Origin of the sequence: Streptomyces barkulensis (assembly GCF_002843305.1) — a bacterium.
GTDB lineage: Bacteria > Actinomycetota > Actinomycetes > Streptomycetales > Streptomycetaceae > Streptomyces > Streptomyces barkulensis.
Genome location: NZ_PGSG01000006.1, coordinates 22,620 through 46,042, shown reverse-complemented (window position 1 = coordinate 46,042; position 23,423 = coordinate 22,620). Strand labels below are relative to the sequence as shown.

Below are 23,423 nucleotides of genomic sequence, written 5' to 3'. Positions count from 1 at the left end.
GACGCGGGGCCCGCGGTTCAGCCCCAGTCCGGCCCCTCCTCGGCCTCGTGGAGCTCGAACCAGATGCTCTTGCCCGCGCCCCTGGGCTCCACCCCCCACGCGTGCGCCAGCATCTCCAGCAGCAGCAGACCGCGTCCGCGGGAGGCCAGCTCGCCGGGGTGGCGCCGGTGGGGCAGTTCTTCGCTGGAGTCCGCGACCTCCACGTGCAGCCGCCGCGAGCCCGGCTCGCCCTCCAGCTCGGCGGCGAGCGTGGCGTCCCACTCGGTGTGGACCAGGGCGTTGGTCAGCAGCTCCGACAGCAGCAGGACGGCGCCCTCCACCTGGTCCTCCACCGCCCAGTCGAACAGCAGCTCGCGCAGCTGGTGGCGGGCGTCGGCGATCCGGGCCTGCTCGGACTGGGCCACCGACATCACCAGACGGCGCACCAGGGGGCGCGGGCGCACCTCGGGCGCGCCGCCCTCGCGGCTCAGCAGCATCAGCGCGATGTCGTCCTCGCGCCCGCCCGTGCGCGGTTCCATGCCGTGCCCGGTGCCGGTCACATGGCGGGTCGGGGCGCCGTGCATCGCGTGGATCAGCGTGTCGGCGAGGTTCTCCGGCGATCCCCCCTGCTCCCCCAGGACCTTGCGCAGCCGCGCCCACCCGGCGTCGTAGTCCAGGCCGCCGGCCTCGACGAGACCGTCGGTGCACATCAGCAGCGTCTCGCCCCGGCCCAGCACCACACGGGTGACGGGGTAGTCGGCGTCCCCGACGATCCCCAGCGGCGGTCCGGGCGCCACCGAGCAGGTCAGCACCGCGCCGTCGGCCAGGCGGACCACCGGTTCCGGGTGGCCGGCGCGGGCGATGTCGAGCGCGCCGTCCGGGTCGGCCTCCACGTACAGGCAGGTGGCGAAGCGGTGGTCGTCGGCCGGGCCCGCGTCCGCCCGCCAGGCGGCGCTGCCGGGCTCGGGCAGGTCGCCGGTCTCCATCCCGGCCAGGAAGCGGTTGGCGCGGGCGAGCACCGCGTCGGGCCGGTGCCCCTCCGCGGCGTAGGCGCGCAGCGCGATCCGCAGCTGCGTCATGACCCCCGCGGCGCGTACGTCGTGCCCCTGCACGTCGCCGATCACCAGAGCGGTGCGGCCGGACGGCAGCGGGATCACGTCGTACCAGTCACCCCCGACCTGGAGGCCGCCGCCGACCGGCAGGTACCGGCTGACCACCGTCATGCCCGGGACGGCGGTGCGCTGGGCGGGCCGCATGGTGCGCTGGAGGCTGTCGGCCAGCTCCCGCTTGGACTCCTGGATGTACACCCGCGACAGGGCCTGTGCCAGCATCCGCGCCACCGCCACCAGCAGTTGGCGCTCGTCGGGGGTGAAGGCGGCGGGGGCGTCGAAGGCGAGCAGCCAGGCGCCGATCGTCCGGCCGCCCACGATCAGCGGCAGATAGGCCCAGGCCCGGCGCCCGTAGCCCGAGACCAGGGGCCAGACGGCGGGGAAGCGGCGCCGGTACTCCTCGGGGGAGGCCAGGTAGACGGCCCGGCCGGTGCGGACGGCCGCGCTGCCGGGGTAGTCGCTCTCCAGCGTCGTCTCGCCGAAGGCCGGCCGCCGGTCCGCGTCCGGTCCGTAGTAGCCGATCGGTGTCAGCCGGTCTCCCCTGACGCCGTAGATGACCAGGGAGGAGGGGATGAGGCCGGGCAGCGACATCTGGCCCGCCACCCGCAGCACCTCCTGTGTGGTCTGCGCCTCGGCCAGCGCCTTTCCCACGTCCAGCAGGAACGCCTCGCGCGAGTGCCGCCACTCGGCGACGGCCGGGGCCTGGGCGACCGGTGACTGCACCGTGGGGACGGACGCGCCCGGGGGCCGCTCGGCGGTGATCTCCACCGGATACGTCTCCTGGGGCATCTCCGAGACCGCCCCGTCGGCCTCGGCGGGGCGGTTCGGCCAGGGGGCCTCGGTCAGCAGGCCGTACAGCACGAAGGACTGGCCCGGCTCCGGCCCCATCAGGGTCTGCCCGGCCAGGGCCAGCCGGTTGCGCACGATCCGCAGGACGGTGCCGTCCGGCGCCACCACCCGCTGCAGCGCCTCCGCGATCGTGCCCTCGGCGATGGCGAGGGCGGCGACGTTGGCCAGTTCCGCGTAGTCGAGCGCGTGGAAGCGGGAGCGCAGGGCGCCCTCGGTCAGGACGGTCTCCTCGGGCGGCAGGCCCAGCAGCCGGGCGGCGGTGGCGTCCAGCGTGATGACGCCGGCCGTGTTGTCCCAGCGCCACAGGCCGACCCCGGTGGCCGCGAGAATGTCCTCGGTGTGCACTTTTCCACCATATGTGGTCGTTCCCGGGGGCACCCGGCGGAAGACGGCCCGGACGGTAGTCTGTGGGGCGTGTGCGCCCCCTCGCCGACGAGCGGCCGGCGGCCCGACACCAACCGACAACCTGACGACTTGGACGAATGATGCATCGGTACCGGTCCCACACCTGCGGCGAGCTCCGTGCCGCGGACATCGACACGGATGTCCGCCTCTCCGGCTGGCTGCACAATCGGCGGAACCTGGGCGGCATCCTCTTCATCGATCTCCGCGACCACCACGGGATCGTCCAGCTCGTCGTCCGCCCCGACACCGCCCCCTACGAGGCGCTGAGCTCGATCTCCAAGGAGTCCGTCGTCCGCGTCGACGGCCGGGTCGTCGCCCGCGGCGAGGAGAACGTCAACCCCGAGCTGCCCACCGGCGAGATCGAGGTCGAGGTCGCCGGGGTCGAGGTGCTGGGCGCCGCCGACCCGCTGCCGTTCACCATCAACACCGAGGACGGCGTCAACGAGGAGCGGCGCCTGGAGTACCGCTTCCTCGACCTGCGCAAGGAGCGCATGCACCGCAACATCATGCTGCGCTCGGCGGTCATCTCCACCATCCGGCAGGAGATGACGGCACTCGGCTTCAACGAGCTGGCCACCCCGATCCTGTCGGCCACCTCCCCCGAGGGCGCGCGCGACTTCCTGGTGCCCTCCCGGCTGCACGCGGGCAGGTTCTACGCGCTGCCGCAGGCCCCGCAGCAGTTCAAGCAGCTGCTGATGATCGCGGGCTTCGACCGCTACTTCCAGATCGCGCCCTGCTTCCGCGACGAGGACGCCCGCGCCGACCGCTCGCCGGGCGAGTTCTACCAGCTCGACATGGAGATGAGCTTCGTCGAGCAGGAGGACGTCTTCGGCGTCATCGAGAAGGTCATGACCGACCTCTTCGAGAAGTTCGGCAACGGGCGCCACGTCACCTCGCCCTTCCCGCGCATCCCCTTCCGCGAGGCGATGCTCAAGTACGGCAGCGACAAGCCGGACCTGCGCGTGGGACTGGAGCTGACCGACGTCTCCGACGTCTTCGCCGGCTCGGAGTTCAAGGCGTTCGCGGGCAGGCACGTGCGCGCCCTGGCCGTGCCCGGCACCGCCGGCCAGCCGCGCAAGTTCTTCGACCAGATGGGCGAGTTCGCCGTCGAACAGGGCGCCAAGGGCCTGGCCTGGGTGCGCGTGGGCGAGGACGGGAAGCTGACCGGCCCGATCGCCAAGTTCCTGACCGAGGAGAACGTCTCCGCCCTGCTGTCCCGCCTGGACGCCGGGCCGGGCACGGCCGTCTTCTTCGGCGCGGGCGAGTTCGACGAGGTCTCGAAGATCATGGGCGCGGTCCGCGTCGAGGCCGGGCGCCGCACCGGCCACTTCGAGGAGAACGTCTTCCGCTTCTGCTGGATCGTCGACTTCCCGATGTTCGAGAGGAACGAGGACACCGGGCAGATCGAGTTCTCCCACAACCCGTTCTCCATGCCGCAGGGCGGCCTGGAGGCGCTGGAGACCAAGGACCCGCTGGACATCCTGGCGTGGCAGTACGACATCGTCTGCAACGGCGTCGAGCTGTCCTCCGGCGCGATCCGGAACCACGAGCCGGAGATCATGTACAGGGCCTTCGAGATCGCCGGCTACAGCCACGAGGAGGTCGAGCGCGAGTTCGGCGGCATGCTGCGCGCCTTCCACTTCGGCGCCCCGCCGCACGGCGGCATCGCCCCGGGCATCGACCGCATCGTGATGCTGCTGGCGGACGAGCCCAACATCCGCGAGACCATCGCCTTCCCCCTCAACGGCAACGCCCAGGACCTGCTGATGGGCGCCCCGAGCGAGGTCGACGAGGCCCGGCTGAAGGAGCTTCACCTGTCGGTGCGCAAGCCGCCGCAGGTCAAGAAGGCCGACTGACGGGCACACGGGCCACACGCCGACGGGCCGGGACCGCACCGCGGTCCCGGCCCGTCGGCGTCCCGCCGGAGGCGGTACCCGACCGGAGGCGGCGTCTCACAGGAACCGGCGGATCGGCGCCACGGCAGCCTCCCGCACCCGCTGCACCACCGGCCGCCCGCGCCAGCGGGCGCCCACGATCCGCACGCTCCGGCGCAGGTCCGCTTCGTAGTCCCGGTCCAGCCCCGCGGTGAAGTCCTCGTCCAGGACGACGAGCATGACCTCCTCGTCGTGGTCCATCGAGCGCCGGTTGAGGTTGGTGGATCCCACCAGCGAGGCGACCTTGTCCACCGTGACGATCTTGGCGTGCATCATCGTCGGCTGGAAGTGCCAGATCCGCACCCCGCACGCCAGCAGCTCCTCGTAGTGGCCCTGCCCGGACAGCTGGGACGCCCGCTGGTCGGTGTGCGGGCCGGGCAGCAGCAGCTCCACCTCCACCCCGCGGCGCGCGGTGGCGCACAGCATCTCGACGAAGTACGGGTCGGGCGCGAAGTACGCCGTGGCCAGCCGCACGCGCTCCTGCGCCGTCTCCAGCACCACCCGCAGCAGCGTCTGCATGTCCTGCCAGCCGAAACTGGCCGAACCGCGCACCACCTGCACCACGGATTCGCCCTGCGGCTCGTGTTCGACGAAGCGGTCCCGCTCGTCGAACAGCACTTCCGCACACTCCGCCCAGTTCTGCGCGAACGCGGCGGCGATGCCGTCCACGGCCGGGCCGCGCACCCGCACATGGGTGTCGCGCCACTCGTTCTCGTTCCGGGCGTCGCCGCACCACTCCTCGGCGATCCCCACCCCGCCGGTGAAGGCCGTCCGCTCGTCCACCACCAGCACCTTGCGGTGGCAGCGGTGGTTCTGCTTCAGCGGGGAGAGCCACAGCGGCTTGCGGAACCAGGCCACCTGCACCCCGGCCTCGTCCATCATCTCCAGCAGGTCGTCCTCGATCAGCCGGCTGCCGAAGCCGTCCAGCAGCAGCCGCACCCGCACCCCGGCGCGGGCGCGGTCGGCCATGACCTGGGCGAACTCGCGGGCGATCTCGCCGCGCCAGTACACGAACGTCATCATGTCGACGGTGTGCTCGGCGGCCCGGATGCTCTCCAGCATCGCGGGGAAGATCTCGTCCCCGTTGCGCAGCGCGGTCAGCTCGTTCCCCTCGGTCGCGGCGATCCCGATCAGCCGCTCCAGCCGCCGTCGCAGCCGCCGCTTGCGCCTGTCCGTCTCGTCGTTCACGACGCCCATGGCCTCTTCCTCCCGGCCTGCCGGACTTCCGTCTGAATCGAAAATCCCCTCGGTCCGCTTATGCCCACCGATCCGGTTCTCAGGGATGCCCGGCACGAGCCGGGGCAGACGGACCGAACACACGGCTTCGGTGGTCGAGACGACACGGAGCGGTACGACCGGACGAGAACCGACGTGAGGAGTGACCATGATGGTCGCCGGTGTGATAGCCGGGTGCGTGGTCCTGGCCGTTTTGGCCTTCGTGGTACCGCGCCTGTCCCGCCATCCCGAGCGCGGCACACAGCGCTCCCTGGGGCTGGGCGCCCGGGCGGGAGGCAAGGCCCCCGGCCCCGTGGGGCGCTGGCTGAGCAAGCCGTTCCACAAGAGTTCCCGTGCGGTGGGCCGCAGCGGTTCCGCGGGCCGCCGCGCCCGCGGCCGGCTGCCGTTCTGACTCCTCCTCCCGGGCACGTACGCGCCCGGCGGCCACCGCAGCCTTCGGTGTGGATTCCTCCGGAAGGGAGACCGAAGTGAGTTGGTACACAGACGCCGCGCAGGGCGGCGAGCCCGCGTTCCTCGCCGAGGGGGCGAGCCTCCCCGGCGGACTGACCGTCGCCCTGGTGTTCCTCGCCATCGCGGCCGCCTGCCTGACCGCCGCCTATCTGGTCAAGCGCAGCGCGCAGCGGTAGCGCGGGGGACGCCGTCGCGCACGGGGAGACGGGGCGTGGGGCCGCCCGGCGGGCGGCCCCACCCCCGTACGCGACCGGGGCCCGGCAGCGGCGCCCCCCTCACGGGAGGACCGCTGCCGGGCCCCGGATGCCGCACCGTTCCCCGTCCCCACGGGCCGGTGCGGCCGGGGCCGCCGCGCTTTCCGCTCGCGCGTCGGCGGCCCCGGGCCCGGGCACCGCTCAGTCGCGCGCGGCGACCGGCTCGCGCTCGCCGGCCTTCTCGGCGGGGCCGTTCAGCTCGCGCTGGAGCTTCTCGCCCTCGACGTCGACGTTGGGCACGACCTTGTCCAGCCAGCGCGGCAGCCACCAGGCGGACTTGCCCAGCAGGGCCAGGACGGCCGGGACGACGGCCATGCGGATCACGAAGGCGTCGAAGAGGACGGCGACGGCCAGACCGAAGCCGATCATCTTGATCATCGACTCGGAGGAGCCGATGAACCCGGCGAAGACGCTGATCATGATCAGCGCGGCCGCGGTCACCACGCGCGCCCCCAGCTTGAAGCCGGTGACGACCGACTCGTGCGGGGTCTCGCCGTGGACGTGGGCCTCGCGCATCCGGGTCACGAGGAAGACCTCGTAGTCCATGGCCAGGCCGAAGACCAGGCCGACCATGAGGATCGGCATCAGGCTCATGACCGGGCCGGTCTGCTCCACGCCGAAGACGTCGGCCAGCCAGCCCCACTGGAAGACCGCCACGACCGAGCCGAGCGCGGCGACCACCGAGAGCAGGAAGCCGAGCGCCGCCTTGAGCGGGACCAGGATCGAGCGGAACACCACGATCAGCAGCAGGAACGCCAGGCCGACCACGAGGATCAGGTAGGGCGCCAGGGCGTCGTCCATCTTCTGCGAGACGTCGATGGCCATGGCGGTCTGCCCGGTGACCAGGACGTCGGCGCCGGTGGTCTCGGCGATGCCGCCGGCCTCGGCGCGGATGTCGTGGACCAGGTCCTCGGTCGCGGCGCTGCTGGGCGCGGACTTCGGGATGACCGTGATCATCGCGGTGTCGCCGGCCTTGTTGAACGTGGGCGGCATCGCGGCGGCGACTCCGTCCATGCCCTGGAGCTTCTCGGCGGTGGCGCCGGCGGCGGCCTTGGGGTCGTCGCTGTCCTCGGCGTCCACGGTCACGATCAGCGGGCCGTTGGTGCCGGGGCCGAAGCCCTCGGCGATCAGGTCGTAGGCGCGGCGCTGGGTGGTGCTGGTGGGCTGGGAGCCGTCGTCGGGCAGGTTGAGCTGGAGGTCCTTGGCGGGGACGGCCAGCAGGCCGAGTCCGACGACGCTGACCAGCAGGACCGCGACCGGGCGGCGCAGCACGAAGCGGGCCCAGCGGGTGCCCGCGCCGTCCTTGACCCCGACGGCCGCCGGGGCGGTCCCGCCGTTCTCCGAGCCGTTCTCCGAGGCGTTCTCCGAGGCGGCCTTCGCGCGCTGCTTGCGCGGCAGGACCTTGTTCCCGGCGAAGCCGAGCAGGGCGGGGATCAGCGTCAGGGCGACCAGCACGGCCAGGACGACCGAGCCACCGGCGGCCAGACCCATCTTGGTCAGGATCGGGATGTTGACCACCGACAGGCCGACCAGGGCGATGACGACGGTCAGACCGGCGAAGACCACCGCCGAGCCGGCCGTTCCCGTGGCGCGGCCGACCGCCTCCAGGGGCTCGCGGCCCTCGGCGAGTTCGGCGCGGTAGCGGGAGACGATGAACAGCGCGTAGTCGATGCCGACGGCCAGGCCGATCATCGTCGCCAGGATCGGGGTGGTGGTGTTGAGGTCGAACGGCACGGTCACGGCGGTGATGACCGCGACGGTGACGCCGACGCCGACCAGGGCGGTGAGCAGCGGCAGCCCGGCGGCGACCAGGGAGCCGAAGGTGATCAGCAGCACGATCGCGGCGATGGCCACACCGATCACCTCGGCGGCGCCGGTCTGCGGGATTGCCGCCATCGCGTCACCGCCGGTCTCCACCGTCAGACCGGCCTCCCGGCCGTCCTCGGCGGCGGCCTTGAGTTCGCCGCGCGACTCCTCGGTCAGCTCGAAGCCGGAGACCTCGTAGGTGACCTGGGAGTAGGCGACGGTCTGGTCCGGGCTCACGGCCTGGGCCTGGAAGGGGTCGACGGCCTGCTGGACCTGGTCGCCCTTCGCCAGCTCGGCGACGACCTCGCCGACGGCGGCCGAGTTCTCCGGGTCGGTGATCTTCTCGCCGTCGGGCGCCTTGAAGACGACCCGCGCGGTGGCGCCGTCGGGACTGCTGCCGGGGAAACGATCCTCCAGCAACTCGAACGCCTTCTGCGCCTCGGTGCCGGGAATGGTGATGTTGCTGGAGGCCGCCGAGGACGCGGAGGCGGCGAAGCCGCCCGCGACCGCCAGCACCACCACCCACAACAGGGCGACCAGCCCGCGCCGCCGGAAGGCGAAGCGGCCGAGCCGGTACAGGAACGTGGCCATGAGAGTGAGGACTCCTGAGTCGGAGGAAGTGGTCGGAAGGGGTTGGTGGGTCTCGGAAGTGCCCGTGGGACGGGGCCGGTCAGGAGATGCCGAGCGCCGGGAAGACCACCGCCCGCAGATAGCGCTCCATGTAGTCGGCGTCCGAGTCCCGGTTCTCGATCAGCTTGCGGGTGCTCAGCGCCCCGATGACCAGGTGCGGGACGAACTCGATCGCCGGGTTGTCCGGATCCAGCTCCCCGCGCTCGGCGGCCCTGCGCACCACGGAGTCGAGCGCGTCCAGACCGGGCCGGATGTGCAGCTCGTACAGCGCCTGCCACAGCTCGGGGTCCTTGGAGACGGCGTGCGCCAGGCCGTTCAGCAGGGCGGTGTCCTCGCTGGCGTGGGAGATGAAGTCGCTCACCATCTGCCGGAGGTCGCCGGCCAGGGAGCCGGTGTCGATGTCCTCCGGGTGACTCTTGCCCAGATGGCGCAGGGCGGTGGCGACCAGCTTGGGCTTGCTCTCCCACTGCCGGTAGAGGGTGGCCTTGCTGGACTTGGTGCGCGTCGCGACCGCGTCCATCGTCAGCGCCTCGTAGCCGTGCTCGCGCACCAGGTCGACCACGGCCGTGAACAGCTCCAGCTCCCGCTCGGGGGTCAGCCGGGTGCGTCGGCCGGTCACTGTGGCCGGCTGGTCGGTCATCCTGGCTCTCCAACGCAAACGAAACGGTTTCGTACACCAGGAGTGTATGAGCCGGTCGGGCGAAACGCAAAAGTATCGAAACGGTTCCGTTTCCCCGTGCCGCGTCCGGCCTTTGGGCCGGACTACTCGACGTGTCCGGCGAAGATCGCCGTGTCCGACTCGAAGTCGGGCGCCACCTCGATCTGCGCGTACGTCTCCTCCTCCGGCAGCTCACAGCCGGCCGTCACATTGGCCGACCGTCCGGGCCGCAGGTGGGTCGTCGGGAAGTCGAGACCCTCGTCGAAGATCTGCTCGCCCTCACGGCCGGTCTCCCCGTACATGCAGCCGATGAGCATCTCGCTCAGATCCATCGTCTCCGAGCCGCTGTTGACGACGACCACGGTGAACCTGAGGTACGGGGTGTCCGACGGCGAGGCGACATCGCTCGACACGCTCCGGACGAAGTTCGTCAGACGCACTTCCACACCGCTGTCGTACTCGACGGTTTCGGAGAGCCCTACGGCCTCGTCCTGCGGGGTGTCCCCACTCCCCTCCGTGCTTCCGTCCCCGCCTCCCTCCGGTGTCGGCGTCTCCTGCTCTGCGGTGACGGTCTCGTTCGTGGAGGGGGCCTCGGTCCCACCGCCTCCACAGGCGGTCAGCAGCAGTGCCGCAGCGGTCGCCGCGGCGAGTCGGGTACGCATGGCGCCCCCAGTGACGGAACTGTGCGATGCGCCGGGACGGCCGGGGCGTACGGAGCCCGAAGCGGTGTCCGCCGTGGACGGCTCCGGACCCGGGAGAGGGCCGGGGCGCGCGTCCGCGACCGGTACGGCGCGCTGCCTTGTGCTGTCAGAGTACGCCCGCCGTGGCCCGTCGGCGCGGCGTGGCAGCAGAGGGCGTGGGAGCCTTGCCCCGGTCGTCGGCACACCCCGCTCAGGCACCCCTCACACCCCGAACAGCCCCGGCTGTCAAGACGGGAGCCTGCCGCACGGTCCCGCCGGGCGTCGAACGAATTGCCCGCCCCTGTCGGTACGACGGGCCCGGCCCCCGGCGTACGGCGGCCGCGCCGGGGCCGGATGCGGCCGGGAGGACGAGGGGTGCGAAGAGGCGGGGCGCGCACAGGGCGGCCCGTGCGGGGACGGCTATGCCGCCCCGGCGCAGGTCTCGTCCCCGTTCACGGGAGGAACGTCGTCTCCGCAGGCGATCATCTGCCAGTCGAGCCTCAGCGTGTACGGACGGCCGTGGACGCGGTAGTCGATCCAGGCCCGGTCGATCCATCCGCCCGACTCGCCGACCCGGAGGACGAACAGCAGCTCGGTGAACCCCGCTCCCTCCTCGTCCTCGTCGGCGCAGCTCTGGGTGACGCGACTGCCCGCGCCTGCGTCGGCGAGGCGGCCGGGGAGGGGGCCGCTGTGCAGGTTCGGAGGCCTTCCCAGCGCCGCGCCGACCGGGGTGACGGCCGGGGAGGAGGCCCGGTCCTTCGCGGAGACGGTGCGCAGCGCGAACGTCACGTCCTGCGGCCCGACCGGCGCGCTGTACCGGATGTCCTCGATCTCGACGTCCGCACCGCCCGCCGAGCACAGCACGTAGCTGCCGAAGGTCGCGTTCCACGGTGTGTGCCCGGGAGAGTGGACGGAGGTGGCGCCCTGCGCGGTGTGCGAGTGCAGCGGCCCCCGGCCGCTGGTGTGCTCGAACCGGGCGGCCGTCCGGTGCCAGTCTCCGCTGACGGCGGGGTACAGGGCCGTGGCACTCGCCAGCAGGAGTCCGATTCCGGCCCGCTTGCGGGCGGGCGGGCGGGCGGGCGCCGCCGCCTCGGCGCGGCGGCGGGCACTGCCTCGGAGTTCTTCGGCACAGGCTCCTCTTCGACGTGGCCGGGGCGGGGAGCGGGCGTGGTTCAGGACCCGTCGGTGGAGATGATGCTCCATCGGCCGACCTCGCGGTAGCCGGAGTCGTGGACGGCCGAGCCGTCGCCGGGCCGCAGGGCGTAGTGATGCAGGTTCCCTCCCCAGTACCGCAGGATCCGGCCCAGCTCGCGGGCGGACTCCTCGGCGGACGCCGCGTCGTCCATGTCGACCTCAAGGCGGAACTTCACGTCGGACCTCCTTGTCGTGATGCCTGCATTGAATTGTTTCATTGAACTTCCCTGTGAGACTTTTCGGGCAGGGTGCCCGTCCACCACTCGATCGAGGTTCGGAAAGCCTCAAGAGGCTGTGGAGCCGCAAGGTGTCGGCGCACCGGGTGCGGAAGAGGTCGAGCGGGTCGGGGGAGGGCCGGAGAAGGGCCGTGGTGGTGCCGTGCGGAGGGGGCGGAGAAGAGCGCTTACGCCTCGGCCTTCTTCATCGACTCCACCAGGGCGGAGAAGCTGTCCCCGGCGTGGCCGGCGTCCATGCCGCGCCGGAAGAGTTCGACGACCGCGGCCGGGAGGGTGGTGTCGACACCCGCGTCGGCGTTGGTGTGCAGGACGTGCTCGGCGCTGGCCGTCCCCATGGCCAGGCGGTCCACGTCGCCGAGGTGTCGGCCGGCGTCGATGCGTTCGGCGTAGAAGGCGAAGAAGGCGGGAAGCGAGTTCGCGGTGTCGGTGGCGTGCGGCAGGATGTCGGCCGCTGTCAGGCCGTTCGCGTGGGCGAGGGCGATCGCCTGCCAGTAGCTCAGCATGGAGGTCCAGAACATGACCATGCCGATCTGGTAGAAGAGCGCGGCGAACCCCGGGTCCTCACCCCGGTACTCGGTCCGGCCGGTCACGACTTCGAGCACCGGCCGGTGCTTGTCGAACACCTCCCGGGGACCGCTGTAGAAGGTCGACGAGGAGGGCTGCCCGATGCCGGAGGGCGGCACCGTGACCCCTCCGGTGAGCTGCACGGCGCCTCGTCCGGCCGCCCAGCGGGCGGCGGCCCGGGCCCGCTCGGGGGTGTCGGAGCTGAGGTTGACCAGGACCCGGCCGGACAGCGCCGTCGCGGCGGGCTCCAGCACGTCGTACACCGCGGCGTAGTCCGTGAGGCTGAGGATCACCACCTCGTTCGCGGCCAGGGCGTCCTCGACGCTCGGCGCCAGGACCGCGCCACGGGCCGTTAAGGCGTCCGCGCGGGACGCGGTGCGGTTCCACAGGGTGACCGCGTACCCGCGGTCCAGGAAGGCCGCGGCCATGGCCTGCCCCATGGGGCCGAGCCCGATGACGGTGACCGACTGCTGCTCGGTGCTGCTCATGAAGAGATCTCCATCCCTCGCTAAAACGAACGCTCTATTCAGAGCGTGGCGGCAAGGTACCACGACTGTGGAACGAACGCTCTACTCAGTCGGCCGATACGGTGGCCGCATGCAGACCAGCACACGGGACCGGATCGTCGTCGCGGCAGCGCGCCTCCTGCAGCGCCAGGGCTACGTCGGCACGGGGATCAAGCAGATCGCCCGGGAGGCGCAGGCCACCCTCGGCTCCGTCTACCACTTCTTCCCGGGCGGCAAGGAGGCCGTCGCCGTGGCCGCGATCAGGCACAGCGGCGAGGAGTTCGCGGCGCTCCTGCGGCAGGCACTGGACGGCGAGGACGACCCGGCGCAGGCGGTGACGTCCTGCGCCCGGCGACTGGCCGGCGATCTGCGCGAGTCGGGCTGGATCGACGGCTGCCCCGTCACGGCCGCCGCCCTGGAGACACTCGGAACCGACTCGGAGATCCAGCAGGTGTGCGCCGAAGCTCTGCGCGGCTGGGAGCGGTTGGTCTCCGACAAGCTGCTGCGCTGCGGCTTCTCCTCCCAGGACGCCCGGGAGCTGGCGACCACCGTCATCGGCGCCCTGGAAGGCGCCGAGGTAACCGCCCAGGTCACCCGCAGCGAGGAGCCGCTGCTGACGGTGGGGCGGCAACTGGCCCGCCTCGTGCGCTCGTACGAGGTCTAGGAACCGGCTGCCGCGGAGGCCGCCCGCCGCGTGACCCGTCCCCGGTGCGGCACGGTGCGGTCTGGCGGCACTCGCGCTCGTCTGGTTCCGTTCCGTGTGGTGACGTGCGAACCATGGAAGCCGGACAAGGTCCGGCGGGGGGAGTGGGGATGAGTTTCCGGCTGGCGGCGTACGCCGTGTGCATCGAGGACGGGCGGGTGCTGCTCGCCCGTCACCTACTGCCGGACGGCGGGAGCAACTGGACCCTCCCGGGCGGCGGGGTCGAGCATGCGGAGGACCCGTTCGACGCGGTGATCCGGGAGGTCGCGGAGGAGACCGGCTGCTCGGCGGTGGTGGACCGCCTGCTGGGCGTGGACTCGCGGGTGATTCCCGCGACCGCCGCGCGTAAGGGGGTCGTGCACCAGAACGTCGGCGTCTTCTACCGGGTCCGCATCACCGGCGGCCGGCTCCGGCCCGAACCGGACGGCGCCATCGTCGAGTCGGTCTGGACCCCGGTCCCCGAGGTCACCGGCCTGCACCGGTCCTCGCTGGTCGACGTCGGCCTCGCCCTGGCCCGGGACCTTCCGCCGACCGGCCACGTCGCCCCCGTCCCGGTCGGCGGCCTGATCCAGCACTGAGACGCCGCCGGCCCCCCGCCCGTCCCGCCTGCCCGGCGGCTGTGAACGGCGCCTCTCAGCGGGTCGCCGAGGTCGCCGAACGGCCCCCGCTCGCGGGGGCTTTCACGCGGTCGTGCCCTCTGCGGTGCTCCGCGGGACGTACAGCCTCACCTCTACGGGGAGGCCGCCCAGCTTCTCGGTGATCAACGAACGCACCTGCGGCCAGGGGAGCCCTCCGTGGCCGCAGCCCAGCGGGGGAACGGCGATGCTCGTCAACTCCAGTTCCCCGGCCAGGCGCACGAGGTCGTCGAGGCCGGTCTCGATGTCCTGAAGCCGCGACTTCCCCCGCCAGTGCCGCTTGGTGGGGAAGTTGACCACCCACCGGCCCTCGCCCAGAGAGACCGGGAACACCCGGCCCGGCTTCACCTCCCCCACCGCGCACGCCTTCGCATAGGCGTCGAACACCTCGGGGAAGGCGCGCTTGAACTGAAGGGCCAGACCCTTGCCCATGACTCCGACCGTGTTGACCGGGTTGACCAGGGCCTGAGCGTCGTCGTGCAGCAGGTCGCCGCCGGATTCGGTGATCACTGTCCTGAGTCCCCCGCTGGTGCCGATGATGCCGCGTCCGACCGTGCGCTTCCAGGAGTACCAGCCGGGTCTGACACGGCCGTCCGGCAGGCGACGGGGCGGGCGCTCAGTCCAGGACGGCGGTGGCCTCGACCTCGACCAGGTGCTCGGGTACGTCCAGCGCCGCCACGCCCAGCAGCGTGGCCGGCGGGACCGGGGTGGTCCCCAGCTTCGCGGCGGCCCGGGAGATCCCCTCCAGGAGCTGGGGCATCCTGTCGGGGGTCCAGTCGACGACGTGGACGTTCAGCTTCGCCACGTCGTCGAAGGTCCCGCCGACCCCGGCCAGGGCGGTGGCGACATTGAGGTAGCACTGCTCGACCTGGGCGGCCAGGTCGCCCGCGCCGACCGTGTTCCCCTCGGCGTCCCAGGCGACCTGCCCGGCGACGAAGACCAGCTTCGAGCCAGACGCGACCGACACCTGCCGGTAGACGTCGATGGCGGGCAGTCCGTCGGGGTTCACCAGAGTGATGGCCATGTCGGTCCGTCTCCTCGTCCGGGCGCCCATGGGCACCCGTGGTCACTTGCGGTTACCCGGAAACCGTAGGAGAGTCTGCGCTGACCTGGAAGAACGCACTTATAAGTGACTGGGGAACCTCATGGTGACCAAGCAGTTCGGGGACTCCCCCGAGGAAGCGGACCTGCGGCGCGCGGACACCCTGGCGCGGGAGATCTTCTCTGACATCGCCAACAAGTGGGCCCTGCTGATCATCGAGGCCCTCGGGGAGCGCACCCTGCGGTTCAGCGAGCTGCGGGACGAGGTCGAGGGCGTCAGTCACAAGATGCTCACCCAGAACCTGCGCATGCTGGAGCGCAACGGCATGGTCGAGCGGACGGTGCACCCCACCGTGCCGCCGCGCGTCGAGTACACCCTCACCGAGCCGGGCCGGGCCCTGCGCGAGGCGGTGGACGTGATGTGCGACTGGACCCACCGCTACCTCGACCACATCGAGGCGGCCCGCAGCCGCTTCGACAACTGACTTCCCTGATAAGGGATTTGGGATCACTCATCTGCCTGTGGGGCGTTCGCTACGCTCGCGTGCGGACAGGTTGGCCGCGGAATCCGCCCACGGCAGGGCGGCCCCCCTGACGGGGGCTCACGGGCGCGTGCCGTGGGCGCGACGGGGACTGGGAGGTCTCATGCCGATGGCACGACGCGTAACCGCTCCACTCGCCGCCTGCGGGCTGCTGGCCGCACTGGCCGCCTGCTCGGGGGACTCCGGAGGGAAGACCGACGCCTCCTCCCCGGAGCCGGGGACCGAGAGGATCAGGACCGTGGTCCAGCTCTCCGAACTGTGCTCGGAGATCGGGGACGGGCACCCCGGGGCGGCGAGGTACTCGGGTGACGGACCACATCGCACGGCCGTCTTCCGCTCCGGATACCGGACCGACAAGGACGTGATGACCGGCACGGTGCTGCAGGAGCACGTGAGTTTCGACGGGTTGCCGGACCTGTCGAAGACCACCCCGGTCTCGGAGATCGAACTGCTGGCCTGCGGCAAGGGGGAACGGGGCGAGGAGCGGGAGCGCGACTGCGAGTACGCGGAGTCCGGCCGGCTGGATCCGCGGGAGAGCTACCCGATGTACTCCCAGACGTTCACCTACACCGTCTACGAGCTGCGCACCGGACGTGTCGTGGACACCATCACGAGGACCCCGCAACCGCAGTGCCCGTCGAAGATCGGCTACCGGCAGGGCGGTTCGGGAACACCGGACAAGGTGTACGCGCAGATATCGGACCGGGAGGCGTCGCAGGTGCTGAAGCCCGTGGTGGAGGGCCCGGCGCGCTGACGGCCCGGTGGGCCGGTCCGCCGGGGCGGGACGGGGAAGCGGCGGGGCTCCTCCCGGAGCCCCGCGCGGCGATCAGTTGACGAAGTGGTCGAACTCGCCGGCCTTGATGCCCTTGAGGAAGGCGTCGAGCTTGGCGGGCGTGGTGACGACGATCTCGTCGGGCTTGCTGCTCTCGCGCATGAGGACGCGATCGCCGTCCCGGGCGATCTCGATGCAGTTGTTGCCGCCGCCGCAGGATGCGGCGTACCACTCGATCAGGGCCTCGGCGTAGTCGTGTTGCGTCCGGTTTGTGATCATCCGAGACCAAGGAGTGCGAGGGGCCATCGGGGATCGCGGGCGTTGCGTCACAGGCCCACGACGCAATGTTGGAGTACAACGGTCTCTTAACCTCGATATTTCGTGAGGGTCCGCCGACTCCGTCGGCGGACCCTCACGAAATATCGAGGTTAGACGCCATGAACGAAGGAGCGGTGCTCCCGGACGATCAGCTCCACCTCGTGGGAATGCCTGTTGAGGTACTGTCCGATCGAGACGATCTCCCCATCAGCCGCAATGCTTGCGTACGCCTGCGCGTACCCGCGAGGGTCCGTGTCCGAGGAGTAGACGCGAGCTCCTTGATCTTGATGTATCCAGATGCGGTGCTCGTCGGCCACCGTCGCCTCGGACTCAACGGGTCCGATCTTCTCCAGGAGCACGTAGTGCAGCCCCAGGAGATCCAAGAGCTCTCGGTCGTGTTCCCATACTGTTCCCGCGTACATATTGCTCACCAGGAACAGCGGGTCTCGGTACACGAGCCGTACCGCATCGGGCAACGACATGCCCCGGCCGTTCCAGCACAGGGCGCCACGTACCGAGTGCCGTAGCCCTTGGCGGGGTACGGCTTCGCCCATGACCATGGGCAGGAGATTCTCCATGCGGTCCGGCCACCCATGGATTATTGCTTGTAGGAGGTCACAGGGGTTGTAGACGTGCAATCCGACGTCTCCCTCACCGACCTTCGGGCCCACTTCGTCGAGCCAGCCGTCCACGAGTGACTCCCACTCGTGGTTGCCGGCCAGGCTCTGCCGAGTCTCCTGCCGGAAAGCCTTCCAGCGGTTGGCTACCTGCGGGCTGGCGGTACCCGTGTAGAGGATCTGACTGTCTCCTCGTTCGTCCCCGGTAAGGAAGCGAAACAGGTCCTGCTGTTCGAAGGCGGCTGTTTCGTCGTAGGCACCGGTGCCTCGGAAGCCTTGGATAGCCCAGTTGGGGTCGTCGCGGAGATTCTTCAACAGCCCTGGCCGTGCGGACTTCATGTTCATTCCACGCAGCTTGCTGCGCGCAAGACGGTTACAGATTTCACAAAGGGCCAGGTACTCCGCCTGGTGCTCGTCGGCAAACGGCTCCGGCCCGTCGTAACCACCCAGGAGATCCGCAGCGGCGAGCTCCTCGTCCACCCGGCCCACCGCCAGGTACAGGCCGAAGGGAGCGGGGATGTAGTGCTTCTCCGCTACCCTGTCCAAATCCGCTGCCAGCAGGTCGAGTGCTCCCAACTCGTCCGCGACCTTACTTATGATCCTCCAGCCCTGCTCACGCTGTTCTTCCGTGGCGAAGAAGAACAGGTTGTGGATGGGGGTGATGCGGGGTTCGAACGCCCTGGGCAGGAGCTCCACCCGCTCGGTCCCGATGGGGGTGCCTTCGCTGTCCAAGAGCAGTCGGTACCCGCGAAGATCATGACTCCAGTCGCGCGCGGCATGACTGACGGCGATCAGGAGCTCCTCCCAGTCATCCGGCATGGCGACGATCACCGCACGGATGCGATCAGGCGCAAGGTTCTTCTCCCGGCAGAGAAGTTCGGTGTACTTGTTGACCTCGTGCAGGGCTTGCCGCGCGCTGGACCGGGACCGCTTGAGCTCGATGACCACCCACATCTGATGGCGATCACGGGCCAAGATGTCGATGCTGCCCCTGGTGCCATGTGCGTTGGGTAGCGGGTACTCCTCGAACTGAACCGGCCGGAGCCCTGGCTCGATCAGCTCCAGGTTCTGCACGAGGGCATTGCGGAGAATGTTCTCGAGAGGTGGTCGCATGATCGAAGACTAAACTGTAGGGCTGACAAGGGCCTTGGGGTGGGACGTTCCGGGACGTCTCACACGACGATGACAGAGAGGGGGCGGCGGGTTCAGTCGCTTTCCCGGTAGTTCATGAACCAGTGGGTGTCGAGATAGCGGACCCTCACGAAAGATCGAGGTTTGAACCGTTCCGGGTTCGGTAGGGACTCGATCGTTTGAGAGGACCGAGTCATGGCACGTCCTTCCCCCTACCCGCTTGAGCTGCGCCGTCGTGCGGTGCGGATGGTCGCCGAGGTGCGGCCCGACTACAACACCGAGTGGGCCGCGATGAAAGCGGTCGCCGCGAAGCTCGGCATCGGCACGACCGAGACGCTGCTGGGTCGTCGACTTCACCCATGTCGCCACGTTCTCCGGCGTCGTCTACGTCGCCTTCGTCGTGGACACCTTCTCCCGCCGGATCGTCGGCTGGTCCGCCTCGACCACGAAGCAGACCCGGCTCGTCCTGGACGCCCTGGACATGGGGCTGTGGCAACGCGACCGCGACCAACACCCGCCCCGATCTGGCGAGTTGGTGCATCACTCGGACGCGGGATCGCAATATACGTCCTTCGCGCTGGCCGAACACTTGGAGAAGGCCGGCATCGCCGCCTCGATCGGATCGGTCGGCGACGCGTACGACAACGCGCTGATGGAGTCCACGATCGGCCTCTTCAAGACCGAGGTGATCAAGCCGCAGCGGCCCTGGCGATCCCTCGCCCAGGTCGAGCTGGCCACCGCCGAATGGACCGACTGGTACAACCACACCCGGCTCCACGGTGAGATAGGGCACATCCCGCCCGCTGAATACGAAGCCAACCACTACCTGACAACCACGAAACCCCAGCTCACAACCAACATCTGAGGTCTCTACCGAACCCGGAACGGTTCAGTCACAGGGGGTGTCGGGTGACAGAGGTGGGCAGCCAGCGGCAAGCCGCCGGCATCACCGTGACCGCCGAGTCCCAGTATGTCTGGCTCGGGATCCGGATGGTCCCCGCTGGGTCTTGCCACAGTGAGGTCCCGCCCGCCGCTTGTCCGTGAGGGGTGTGGGCGGGGCTGACGCGGGCGGGTCCCGCGTCAGCCCGGTTCGGGGCTCAGTCGACGAAGTGGTCGAACTCGCCGGCCTTGATGCCCTTGAGGAAGGCGTCGAGCTTGGCGGGCGTGGTGACGACGATCTCGTCGGGCTTGCTGCTCTCGCGCATGAGGACGCGATCGCCGTCCCGGGCGATCTCGATGCAGTTGGGGCCTTCGCCTTCGGAGAAGGTCGCCTTGTGCCACTCGATGGGTGCGGACATGTCCGGCTCGCCCTCCCGGGGAGTCAGTGTGTGAGGTGGTCTAGGTCGCCCGCCTTGGCGCTGAGTATCAGCGCCCGCAGCGCGGCGGGCGTGGCGGCGATGGTCTGTCCGGGCCGCTCACTCTCGCGGAGCCGGACCGCTCCGGCGTCGGAGCGAAGCTCCACGCAGTTGTTCCCGCCTTCTCCGCCGCAGAAAGAAGACTTCTGCCACGCCTGCTCAAGCATTCCTCCGCCTCTCAAAGCTGCTGGATGACTTCTCTGATGAAGTCTCGTGACTTCCTGGCGCTCAAGGCTCTTTTCTCCATCCTGGAGAACATGCTTCGGTAAGCCTTTAGATGGGTGTCCGCATCAAGGAAAACCGGGCCGAGCGTTGAGTCCAAGTGGACGGTGTCGAGTTGCTCGACCGGGCCGCCCGCGTACAGCACGGCTTGCCCCGATCCGGCGAAGCCATCTGCTTCGAACGGAATCACGCGCACCGAGAACCTGGGGTGCTCGGACATGTCCACCAGGTGGTCAAGCTGTGAACGAGTCACCTCTCTGCCGCCGAAACGCATGTGCAGGGCGGCTTCGTGCACCAAGGCTTTGTATTCGAAAGGTTCTTCTCGGTCCAAGATATTTGCGCGTTGGATTCGATGCTCGACCCGTGCTTCCTTCTGTTCCTTCGAAAGCCTGTATGGGGATCCGAAGTCGAATACCGCCTGCGCGTACTCCTCCGTCTGGGCGATTCCTGGCACGTGCGCGATCTGGTACGTGTGCAGGTATGCGGAATGGTGCTCCAGTTCCGCAACGTCCAGGAATCCTGGCGACAAGGTGCCCCGGTACTTCTCCCACCAGCCTTTGGTGCGGTCCTTGGCCATCGAGACGAGCGACTCAACGTATGCCTGGTCTTCGCAGCCGTAGGCGCTGGCCAGGAACCGCACCCGGTCCGCGCTGACGCCGAAGCGGGCGGTCTCGACCTGGCTGATCTTCGTGTGGTCGATGCCGAGGATCGCGGCGGCCTCGCGGGCGTTGTACCCGGCCGCCTCCCTCATCTTGCGCAGCTCGGTGCCAAGTCGCCGTTGCCGGGCGGTCGTCACTGTCCTCGGTGGCATGGCGACAGTCTGCCCTCTTACGAGTGAAGTGGTCCAAGGGGATCCACATGGATCCTCGTGAATCGGTAGTCATGTTTATCCCGAGTGCCCTATGGTCCTCGGTAGCGCAGCGTGAACACCAGTGAACCCGCAGTGCAGTTGGCCTCCCCTGTCCGCGTACCGGCGCGGGCGGGGGAGGGCGGCCGAGCCACGGTGGTGGGCGCGCGTGCTCCGCAGCGAACCGCAGACGAACCGCGTTGGGAGAAGACGCAGATGACCGTGACCGCACCCGGCAGACCCGCCACCGCCGTCTACCGGCTGACCGCGCCCGCCCTGCCCACCACCCCGAGAGTCGCCCGCGACGCGGTCGCGGCGTGGCTGTGCGCCGCCGGACACCACGGGCTGCTGGACACCGCCCGCACGCTGGTCAGCGACGTGGTGACGAACGTCGTCGTGCACACCCGCGTACCGCACCTGTGGGTCGGGGCCGCCGTCACGCGGCTGGGCGCGGTCGTCTCCGTGTGGGACGGCGACCAGAGCGGCGTGCCCCGCCCGCGTCAGGCGGCCGGGGACGAGACCGGCGGGCGCGGGCTGTTCCTGGTGGAGACACTCAGCCACGCCTGGGGTGTGAGCTGGACCGGCGGGGCGGAACCGGCCGGGAAACGGGTCTGGTTCGAGCTGCGCGCCTCGCGCGAGGGGACGTGAGCGCGATGGACTTCACCGCCCTGTGCCTGGGCGCGCTGATCATGACCGTCAGCGCGGCGCTGACCGGATTCGCCGTGGCCGCAGCCCGCAACTCCGGTGGCGTCGGCGGTGTGTGGTGCGAGGTCACCGTCCTGGACGCGGACACCCACCGCGAGTGGCTGCTCGACTGCCACCGGGCCCGTAGCCCCCGCCAGGCCCTGCGCTGGATACGGGCCCAGGCCCCGCGCCTGGCCGACCGTATCGACCCGCCTCCGGACGTGCCCTGGGCCGCGCCCGGCACGGTCCGCCCATGCGAGCCCGGCCGGCCGTACGACCCGGGCGGGCCGGACCCCGCCGCCGTCCTGCGGCGCCGGCCGCTGGACGGGGTCGCGGACCGCGAGGCCCTGCGGGTCCTGGAGGACGGCGGCCTCCACGTCCTCACCGCGCCGGACGGGGACGGCCTGCGCTACCGGCTCTCCGCCCGCGCCCTGCGCTGATGCCCCACCCGGGTGCCGGAGGCCCCGACGCCCGGAGGCCGGGCCCGCCTCGCGGCGAGCCCGGCCCCTGGACCCCGCACCCGAACCGTTCGCCGGGCGGTCACTTGCCGACGAAGGCCAGCAGCGCCTCGTTGACCTCGGCGGCGTGCGTCCACAGCAGGCCGTGCGGCGCGCCGTCCACCTCGACGTACTCCGCCTCCGGGAAGGCCTTGTGGAAGGGGCGTCCGGTGGAGTCGACGGGCAGGATGTTGTCGCCGGTGCCGTGCAGGATCAGCGAGGGCTTGCCGGCGGCGCGGACGGCGGCCACGTCCTCGCGGAAGTCCTCGATCCAGGCGGGGACCACCGCGTAGGCGGCGACGGGCGCGGAGGAGGTGGCGGTGTTCCAGTTGGCGGTGACGACCTCCTGGCTGATCCGGCTGCCGAGGTTCTCGTCCAGGTTGTAGAAGTCCTTGAAGAACTGGGTGTACCAGGCGTAGCGGTCGGCGCGGGCGGCCTCCTCGATGCCCTCGAACACCGAGCGCGGCACCCCGCCGGGGTTGTCGTCGGTCTGCACCAGGAACGGCTCCAGCGAGGCCAGGAAGGCCAGCTTGGCGACCCGCTCGTGGCCGTGGTTCTTGACGTAGCGGGCCAGTTCGCCGGTGCCCATGGAGAAGCCGACCAGGATGACGTCGCGCAGGTCCAGCGTCTCCAGCAGGGTGTTCAGGTCGGCGGCGAAGGTGTCGTAGTCGTATCCCTCGCCGACCTTGCTGGACTGCCCGAAGCCGCGGCGGTCGTAGGTGATGACGCGGTACCCGGCCGCCAGCAGCTCCCTGGTCTGGAGCTCCCAGCTGTGGCCGCTGAGCGGGTAGCCGTGGATGAGGACGACCGGCTGACCCGATCCCTGGTCCTCGTAGTACAGCTCGATGTCGGTGGTGTTCTCGCTGCCGACCTTGACGTAGCCCATGGGAGCATCCTCTCCGCTGCGGAGAACGTTCGTTCTCCGGCTCTGTCGACTACAGTAGAGAACGTTGGTTCTCTTGGCAAGGGGAGTTCTCGTGATCGATGAGCAGACAGCGCGCGAACGGGTGGTGTCCGCCGCCGACCGGCTGTTCTACGCCCGGGGGGTGCAGGCCGTCGGGATGGACGCCGTCCGCGGCGAGTCGGGCGTCTCGCTCAAGCGCATCTACGCGCTGTTCCCCTCCAAGGAGGAGCTGATCATCGCCGTGCTGCGGCACCGCACGGAGCGCTGGAACGCGGGCATCGCCGGCGCGGTCGACGGGGCCGGGACGCCGCGCGAGAGGCTGCTGGCGGTCTTCGACTTCCTGGCCGACTGGTTCCGCGAGGACGACTTCCGCGGCTGCGCCTTCATCAACGTGTTCGGCGAACTGGGCGGCGGCAGCGACCGGGTCGCCGAGGCGGTGCGCGAGCAGAAGGAGTCCTTCCGGCGCGAGGTGGCCGGACTGGTCCGCGCCGCGGGCGGCCCGGACCACCTCGCCCCCCAGCTCGTACTGCTCGCCGAGGGCGCCCAGACCACGGCCGCCATCTCGCAGGACCCGGACATGGCGGGCCACGCCCGCGCCGCCGCCGACACCCTCATCCGGTGCGCACTGGACGGAGCCGGGGAGCCGGCCGCGACGGCGTGAGCGC

General features: G+C 70.4%; 26 protein-coding genes and 1 pseudogene. 11 read left to right on the top strand and 16 right to left on the bottom strand.

All coding sequences use genetic code 11. The annotated features are described in order from the left end of the window. Positions 1–17: 17 nt before the first annotated feature. Complete coding sequence (locus tag CUT83_RS00625) at positions 18–2,282, bottom strand: SpoIIE family protein phosphatase (protein ID WP_101253918.1); 2,265 nt, start codon at positions 2,280–2,282, stop codon at positions 18–20. A 140-nt stretch (positions 2,283–2,422) separates the two neighbouring features. Between CUT83_RS00625 and aspS the strand changes: the two genes are divergently transcribed. Continuing rightward, positions 2,423–4,198, top strand: a complete 1,776-nt coding sequence (gene aspS, locus CUT83_RS00620; protein ID WP_101254060.1) for an aspartate--tRNA ligase — start codon at positions 2,423–2,425, stop codon at positions 4,196–4,198. A gap of 96 nt (positions 4,199–4,294) precedes the next feature. Here the strand turns inward: aspS and CUT83_RS00615 are convergent, their stop codons facing one another. Further along, positions 4,295–5,473 carry a phospholipase D-like domain-containing protein gene (locus CUT83_RS00615; protein ID WP_101253917.1) on the bottom strand — a complete coding sequence of 393 codons (1,179 nt, stop codon included), beginning with the start codon at positions 5,471–5,473 and terminating at the stop codon, positions 4,295–4,297. 187 nt (positions 5,474–5,660) lie between these two features. Here CUT83_RS00615 and CUT83_RS00610 point away from each other — a divergent pair, with 187 nt between their 5' ends. Both CUT83_RS00610 and CUT83_RS29960 read left to right on the top strand, forming a co-directional pair. Next, positions 5,661–5,903, top strand: coding sequence for a DUF6411 family protein (locus CUT83_RS00610; protein ID WP_101253916.1), 243 nt, complete (start codon positions 5,661–5,663; stop codon positions 5,901–5,903). 76 nt (positions 5,904–5,979) lie between these two features. Then, positions 5,980–6,138: a hypothetical protein gene (locus CUT83_RS29960; RefSeq protein WP_158238948.1), complete on the top strand. Its 159-nt coding sequence runs from the start codon at positions 5,980–5,982 to the stop codon at positions 6,136–6,138. 219 nt (positions 6,139–6,357) lie between these two features. Here the strand turns inward: CUT83_RS29960 and CUT83_RS00605 are convergent, their stop codons facing one another. The 6 genes from CUT83_RS00605 to CUT83_RS00580 all read right to left on the bottom strand — a co-directional run bounded on the left by CUT83_RS00605 (position 6,358) and on the right by CUT83_RS00580 (position 12,472). After that, complete coding sequence (locus CUT83_RS00605; protein WP_101253915.1) at positions 6,358–8,613, bottom strand: MMPL family transporter; 2,256 nt, start codon at positions 8,611–8,613, stop codon at positions 6,358–6,360. A gap of 79 nt (positions 8,614–8,692) precedes the next feature. After that, positions 8,693–9,292 carry a TetR/AcrR family transcriptional regulator gene (locus CUT83_RS00600; protein ID WP_101253914.1) on the bottom strand — a complete coding sequence of 200 codons (600 nt, stop codon included), beginning with the start codon at positions 9,290–9,292 and terminating at the stop codon, positions 8,693–8,695. Positions 9,293–9,414: 122 nt separating this feature from the next. Next, positions 9,415–9,972, bottom strand: coding sequence for a hypothetical protein (locus CUT83_RS00595; RefSeq protein ID WP_101253913.1), 558 nt, complete (start codon positions 9,970–9,972; stop codon positions 9,415–9,417). Positions 9,973–10,410: 438 nt separating this feature from the next. Further along, entirely contained in the window at positions 10,411–11,193 is a 783-nt protein-coding gene (locus CUT83_RS00590; RefSeq protein ID WP_240958105.1) for a hypothetical protein, read from the bottom strand. Continuing rightward, positions 11,163–11,360 carry a hypothetical protein gene (locus CUT83_RS00585; protein ID WP_101253912.1) on the bottom strand — a complete coding sequence of 66 codons (198 nt, stop codon included), beginning with the start codon at positions 11,358–11,360 and terminating at the stop codon, positions 11,163–11,165. Before CUT83_RS00585 ends, CUT83_RS00590 begins: the two co-directional genes overlap by 31 nt. A gap of 227 nt (positions 11,361–11,587) precedes the next feature. Continuing rightward, entirely contained in the window at positions 11,588–12,472 is an 885-nt protein-coding gene (locus CUT83_RS00580) for an NAD(P)-dependent oxidoreductase (RefSeq protein ID WP_101253911.1), read from the bottom strand. Between the two features lie 109 nt (positions 12,473–12,581). On the opposite strand from CUT83_RS00580, the gene CUT83_RS00575 reads away from it, so the two are divergent. Together CUT83_RS00575 and CUT83_RS00570 are read left to right on the top strand one after the other, a co-directional pair. Beyond that, the gene (locus tag CUT83_RS00575) at positions 12,582–13,154 is read left to right on the top strand and encodes a TetR/AcrR family transcriptional regulator (RefSeq protein WP_101253910.1); all 573 of its coding nucleotides are present in this window, start codon (positions 12,582–12,584) and stop codon (positions 13,152–13,154) included. A 149-nt stretch (positions 13,155–13,303) separates the two neighbouring features. After that, positions 13,304–13,771 (top strand): NUDIX hydrolase, encoded by a 468-nt coding sequence (locus CUT83_RS00570; RefSeq protein ID WP_101253909.1) that lies wholly within the window; start codon positions 13,304–13,306, stop codon positions 13,769–13,771. A gap of 102 nt (positions 13,772–13,873) precedes the next feature. On the opposite strand, the gene CUT83_RS00565 is transcribed toward CUT83_RS00570, so the two are convergent. Both CUT83_RS00565 and CUT83_RS00560 read right to left on the bottom strand, forming a co-directional pair. Beyond that, entirely contained in the window at positions 13,874–14,338 is a 465-nt protein-coding gene (locus CUT83_RS00565; protein WP_206282654.1) for a macro domain-containing protein, read from the bottom strand. A 106-nt stretch (positions 14,339–14,444) separates the two neighbouring features. Continuing rightward, the gene (locus CUT83_RS00560) at positions 14,445–14,852 is read right to left on the bottom strand and encodes a RidA family protein (RefSeq protein WP_101253908.1); all 408 of its coding nucleotides are present in this window, start codon (positions 14,850–14,852) and stop codon (positions 14,445–14,447) included. A gap of 121 nt (positions 14,853–14,973) precedes the next feature. Between CUT83_RS00560 and CUT83_RS00555 the strand changes: the two genes are divergently transcribed. Together CUT83_RS00555 and CUT83_RS00550 are read left to right on the top strand one after the other, a co-directional pair. Beyond that, the gene (locus CUT83_RS00555; protein WP_101253907.1) at positions 14,974–15,354 is read left to right on the top strand and encodes a winged helix-turn-helix transcriptional regulator; all 381 of its coding nucleotides are present in this window, start codon (positions 14,974–14,976) and stop codon (positions 15,352–15,354) included. A 166-nt stretch (positions 15,355–15,520) separates the two neighbouring features. Further along, a complete protein-coding gene (locus tag CUT83_RS00550; RefSeq protein WP_143688452.1) occupies positions 15,521–16,165 on the top strand; it encodes a hypothetical protein in 645 nt (214 codons plus the stop codon). Between the two features lie 72 nt (positions 16,166–16,237). Here CUT83_RS00550 and CUT83_RS00545 read toward each other — a convergent pair whose 3' ends face one another. Together CUT83_RS00545 and CUT83_RS00540 are read right to left on the bottom strand one after the other, a co-directional pair. Continuing rightward, positions 16,238–16,462 carry a DUF397 domain-containing protein gene (locus tag CUT83_RS00545; RefSeq protein WP_101253905.1) on the bottom strand — a complete coding sequence of 75 codons (225 nt, stop codon included), beginning with the start codon at positions 16,460–16,462 and terminating at the stop codon, positions 16,238–16,240. A gap of 149 nt (positions 16,463–16,611) precedes the next feature. Further along, positions 16,612–18,231: an endonuclease NucS domain-containing protein gene (locus tag CUT83_RS00540; RefSeq protein WP_101253904.1), complete on the bottom strand. Its 1,620-nt coding sequence runs from the start codon at positions 18,229–18,231 to the stop codon at positions 16,612–16,614. Positions 18,232–18,568: 337 nt separating this feature from the next. Here CUT83_RS00540 and CUT83_RS00535 point away from each other — a divergent pair. Beyond that, a pseudogene (locus CUT83_RS00535) lies at positions 18,569–19,114 on the top strand (IS3 family transposase); the annotation flags it as partial. Between the two features lie 232 nt (positions 19,115–19,346). Here CUT83_RS00535 and CUT83_RS00530 read toward each other — a convergent pair. Genes CUT83_RS00530 through CUT83_RS00520 form a run of 3 tightly spaced genes read right to left on the bottom strand, consistent with a single transcriptional unit; the run spans position 19,347 to position 20,637 of the window. Then, the gene (locus CUT83_RS00530) at positions 19,347–19,547 is read right to left on the bottom strand and encodes a DUF397 domain-containing protein (protein WP_101253902.1); all 201 of its coding nucleotides are present in this window, start codon (positions 19,545–19,547) and stop codon (positions 19,347–19,349) included. Between the two features lie 23 nt (positions 19,548–19,570). Then, positions 19,571–19,771 carry a DUF397 domain-containing protein gene (locus tag CUT83_RS00525; RefSeq protein WP_101253901.1) on the bottom strand — a complete coding sequence of 67 codons (201 nt, stop codon included), beginning with the start codon at positions 19,769–19,771 and terminating at the stop codon, positions 19,571–19,573. A gap of 11 nt (positions 19,772–19,782) precedes the next feature. Beyond that, entirely contained in the window at positions 19,783–20,637 is an 855-nt protein-coding gene (locus CUT83_RS00520) for a helix-turn-helix domain-containing protein (RefSeq protein ID WP_101253900.1), read from the bottom strand. Between the two features lie 252 nt (positions 20,638–20,889). Here CUT83_RS00520 and CUT83_RS00515 point away from each other — a divergent pair, with 252 nt between their 5' ends. Then, positions 20,890–21,321 (top strand): ATP-binding protein, encoded by a 432-nt coding sequence (locus tag CUT83_RS00515; protein ID WP_101253899.1) that lies wholly within the window; start codon positions 20,890–20,892, stop codon positions 21,319–21,321. Next, entirely contained in the window at positions 21,318–21,797 is a 480-nt protein-coding gene (locus CUT83_RS00510) for a hypothetical protein (RefSeq protein ID WP_143688451.1), read from the top strand. The genes CUT83_RS00515 and CUT83_RS00510 overlap by 4 nt, the downstream gene beginning before the upstream one ends. A gap of 100 nt (positions 21,798–21,897) precedes the next feature. Here CUT83_RS00510 and CUT83_RS00505 read toward each other — a convergent pair whose 3' ends face one another. Beyond that, positions 21,898–22,740 (bottom strand): alpha/beta fold hydrolase, encoded by an 843-nt coding sequence (locus CUT83_RS00505; RefSeq protein ID WP_101253897.1) that lies wholly within the window; start codon positions 22,738–22,740, stop codon positions 21,898–21,900. A gap of 91 nt (positions 22,741–22,831) precedes the next feature. On the opposite strand from CUT83_RS00505, the gene CUT83_RS00500 reads away from it, so the two are divergent. Next, positions 22,832–23,419, top strand: coding sequence for a TetR/AcrR family transcriptional regulator (locus CUT83_RS00500; RefSeq protein ID WP_101253896.1), 588 nt, complete (start codon positions 22,832–22,834; stop codon positions 23,417–23,419). The last annotated feature ends 4 nt before the right edge of the window (positions 23,420–23,423 follow it).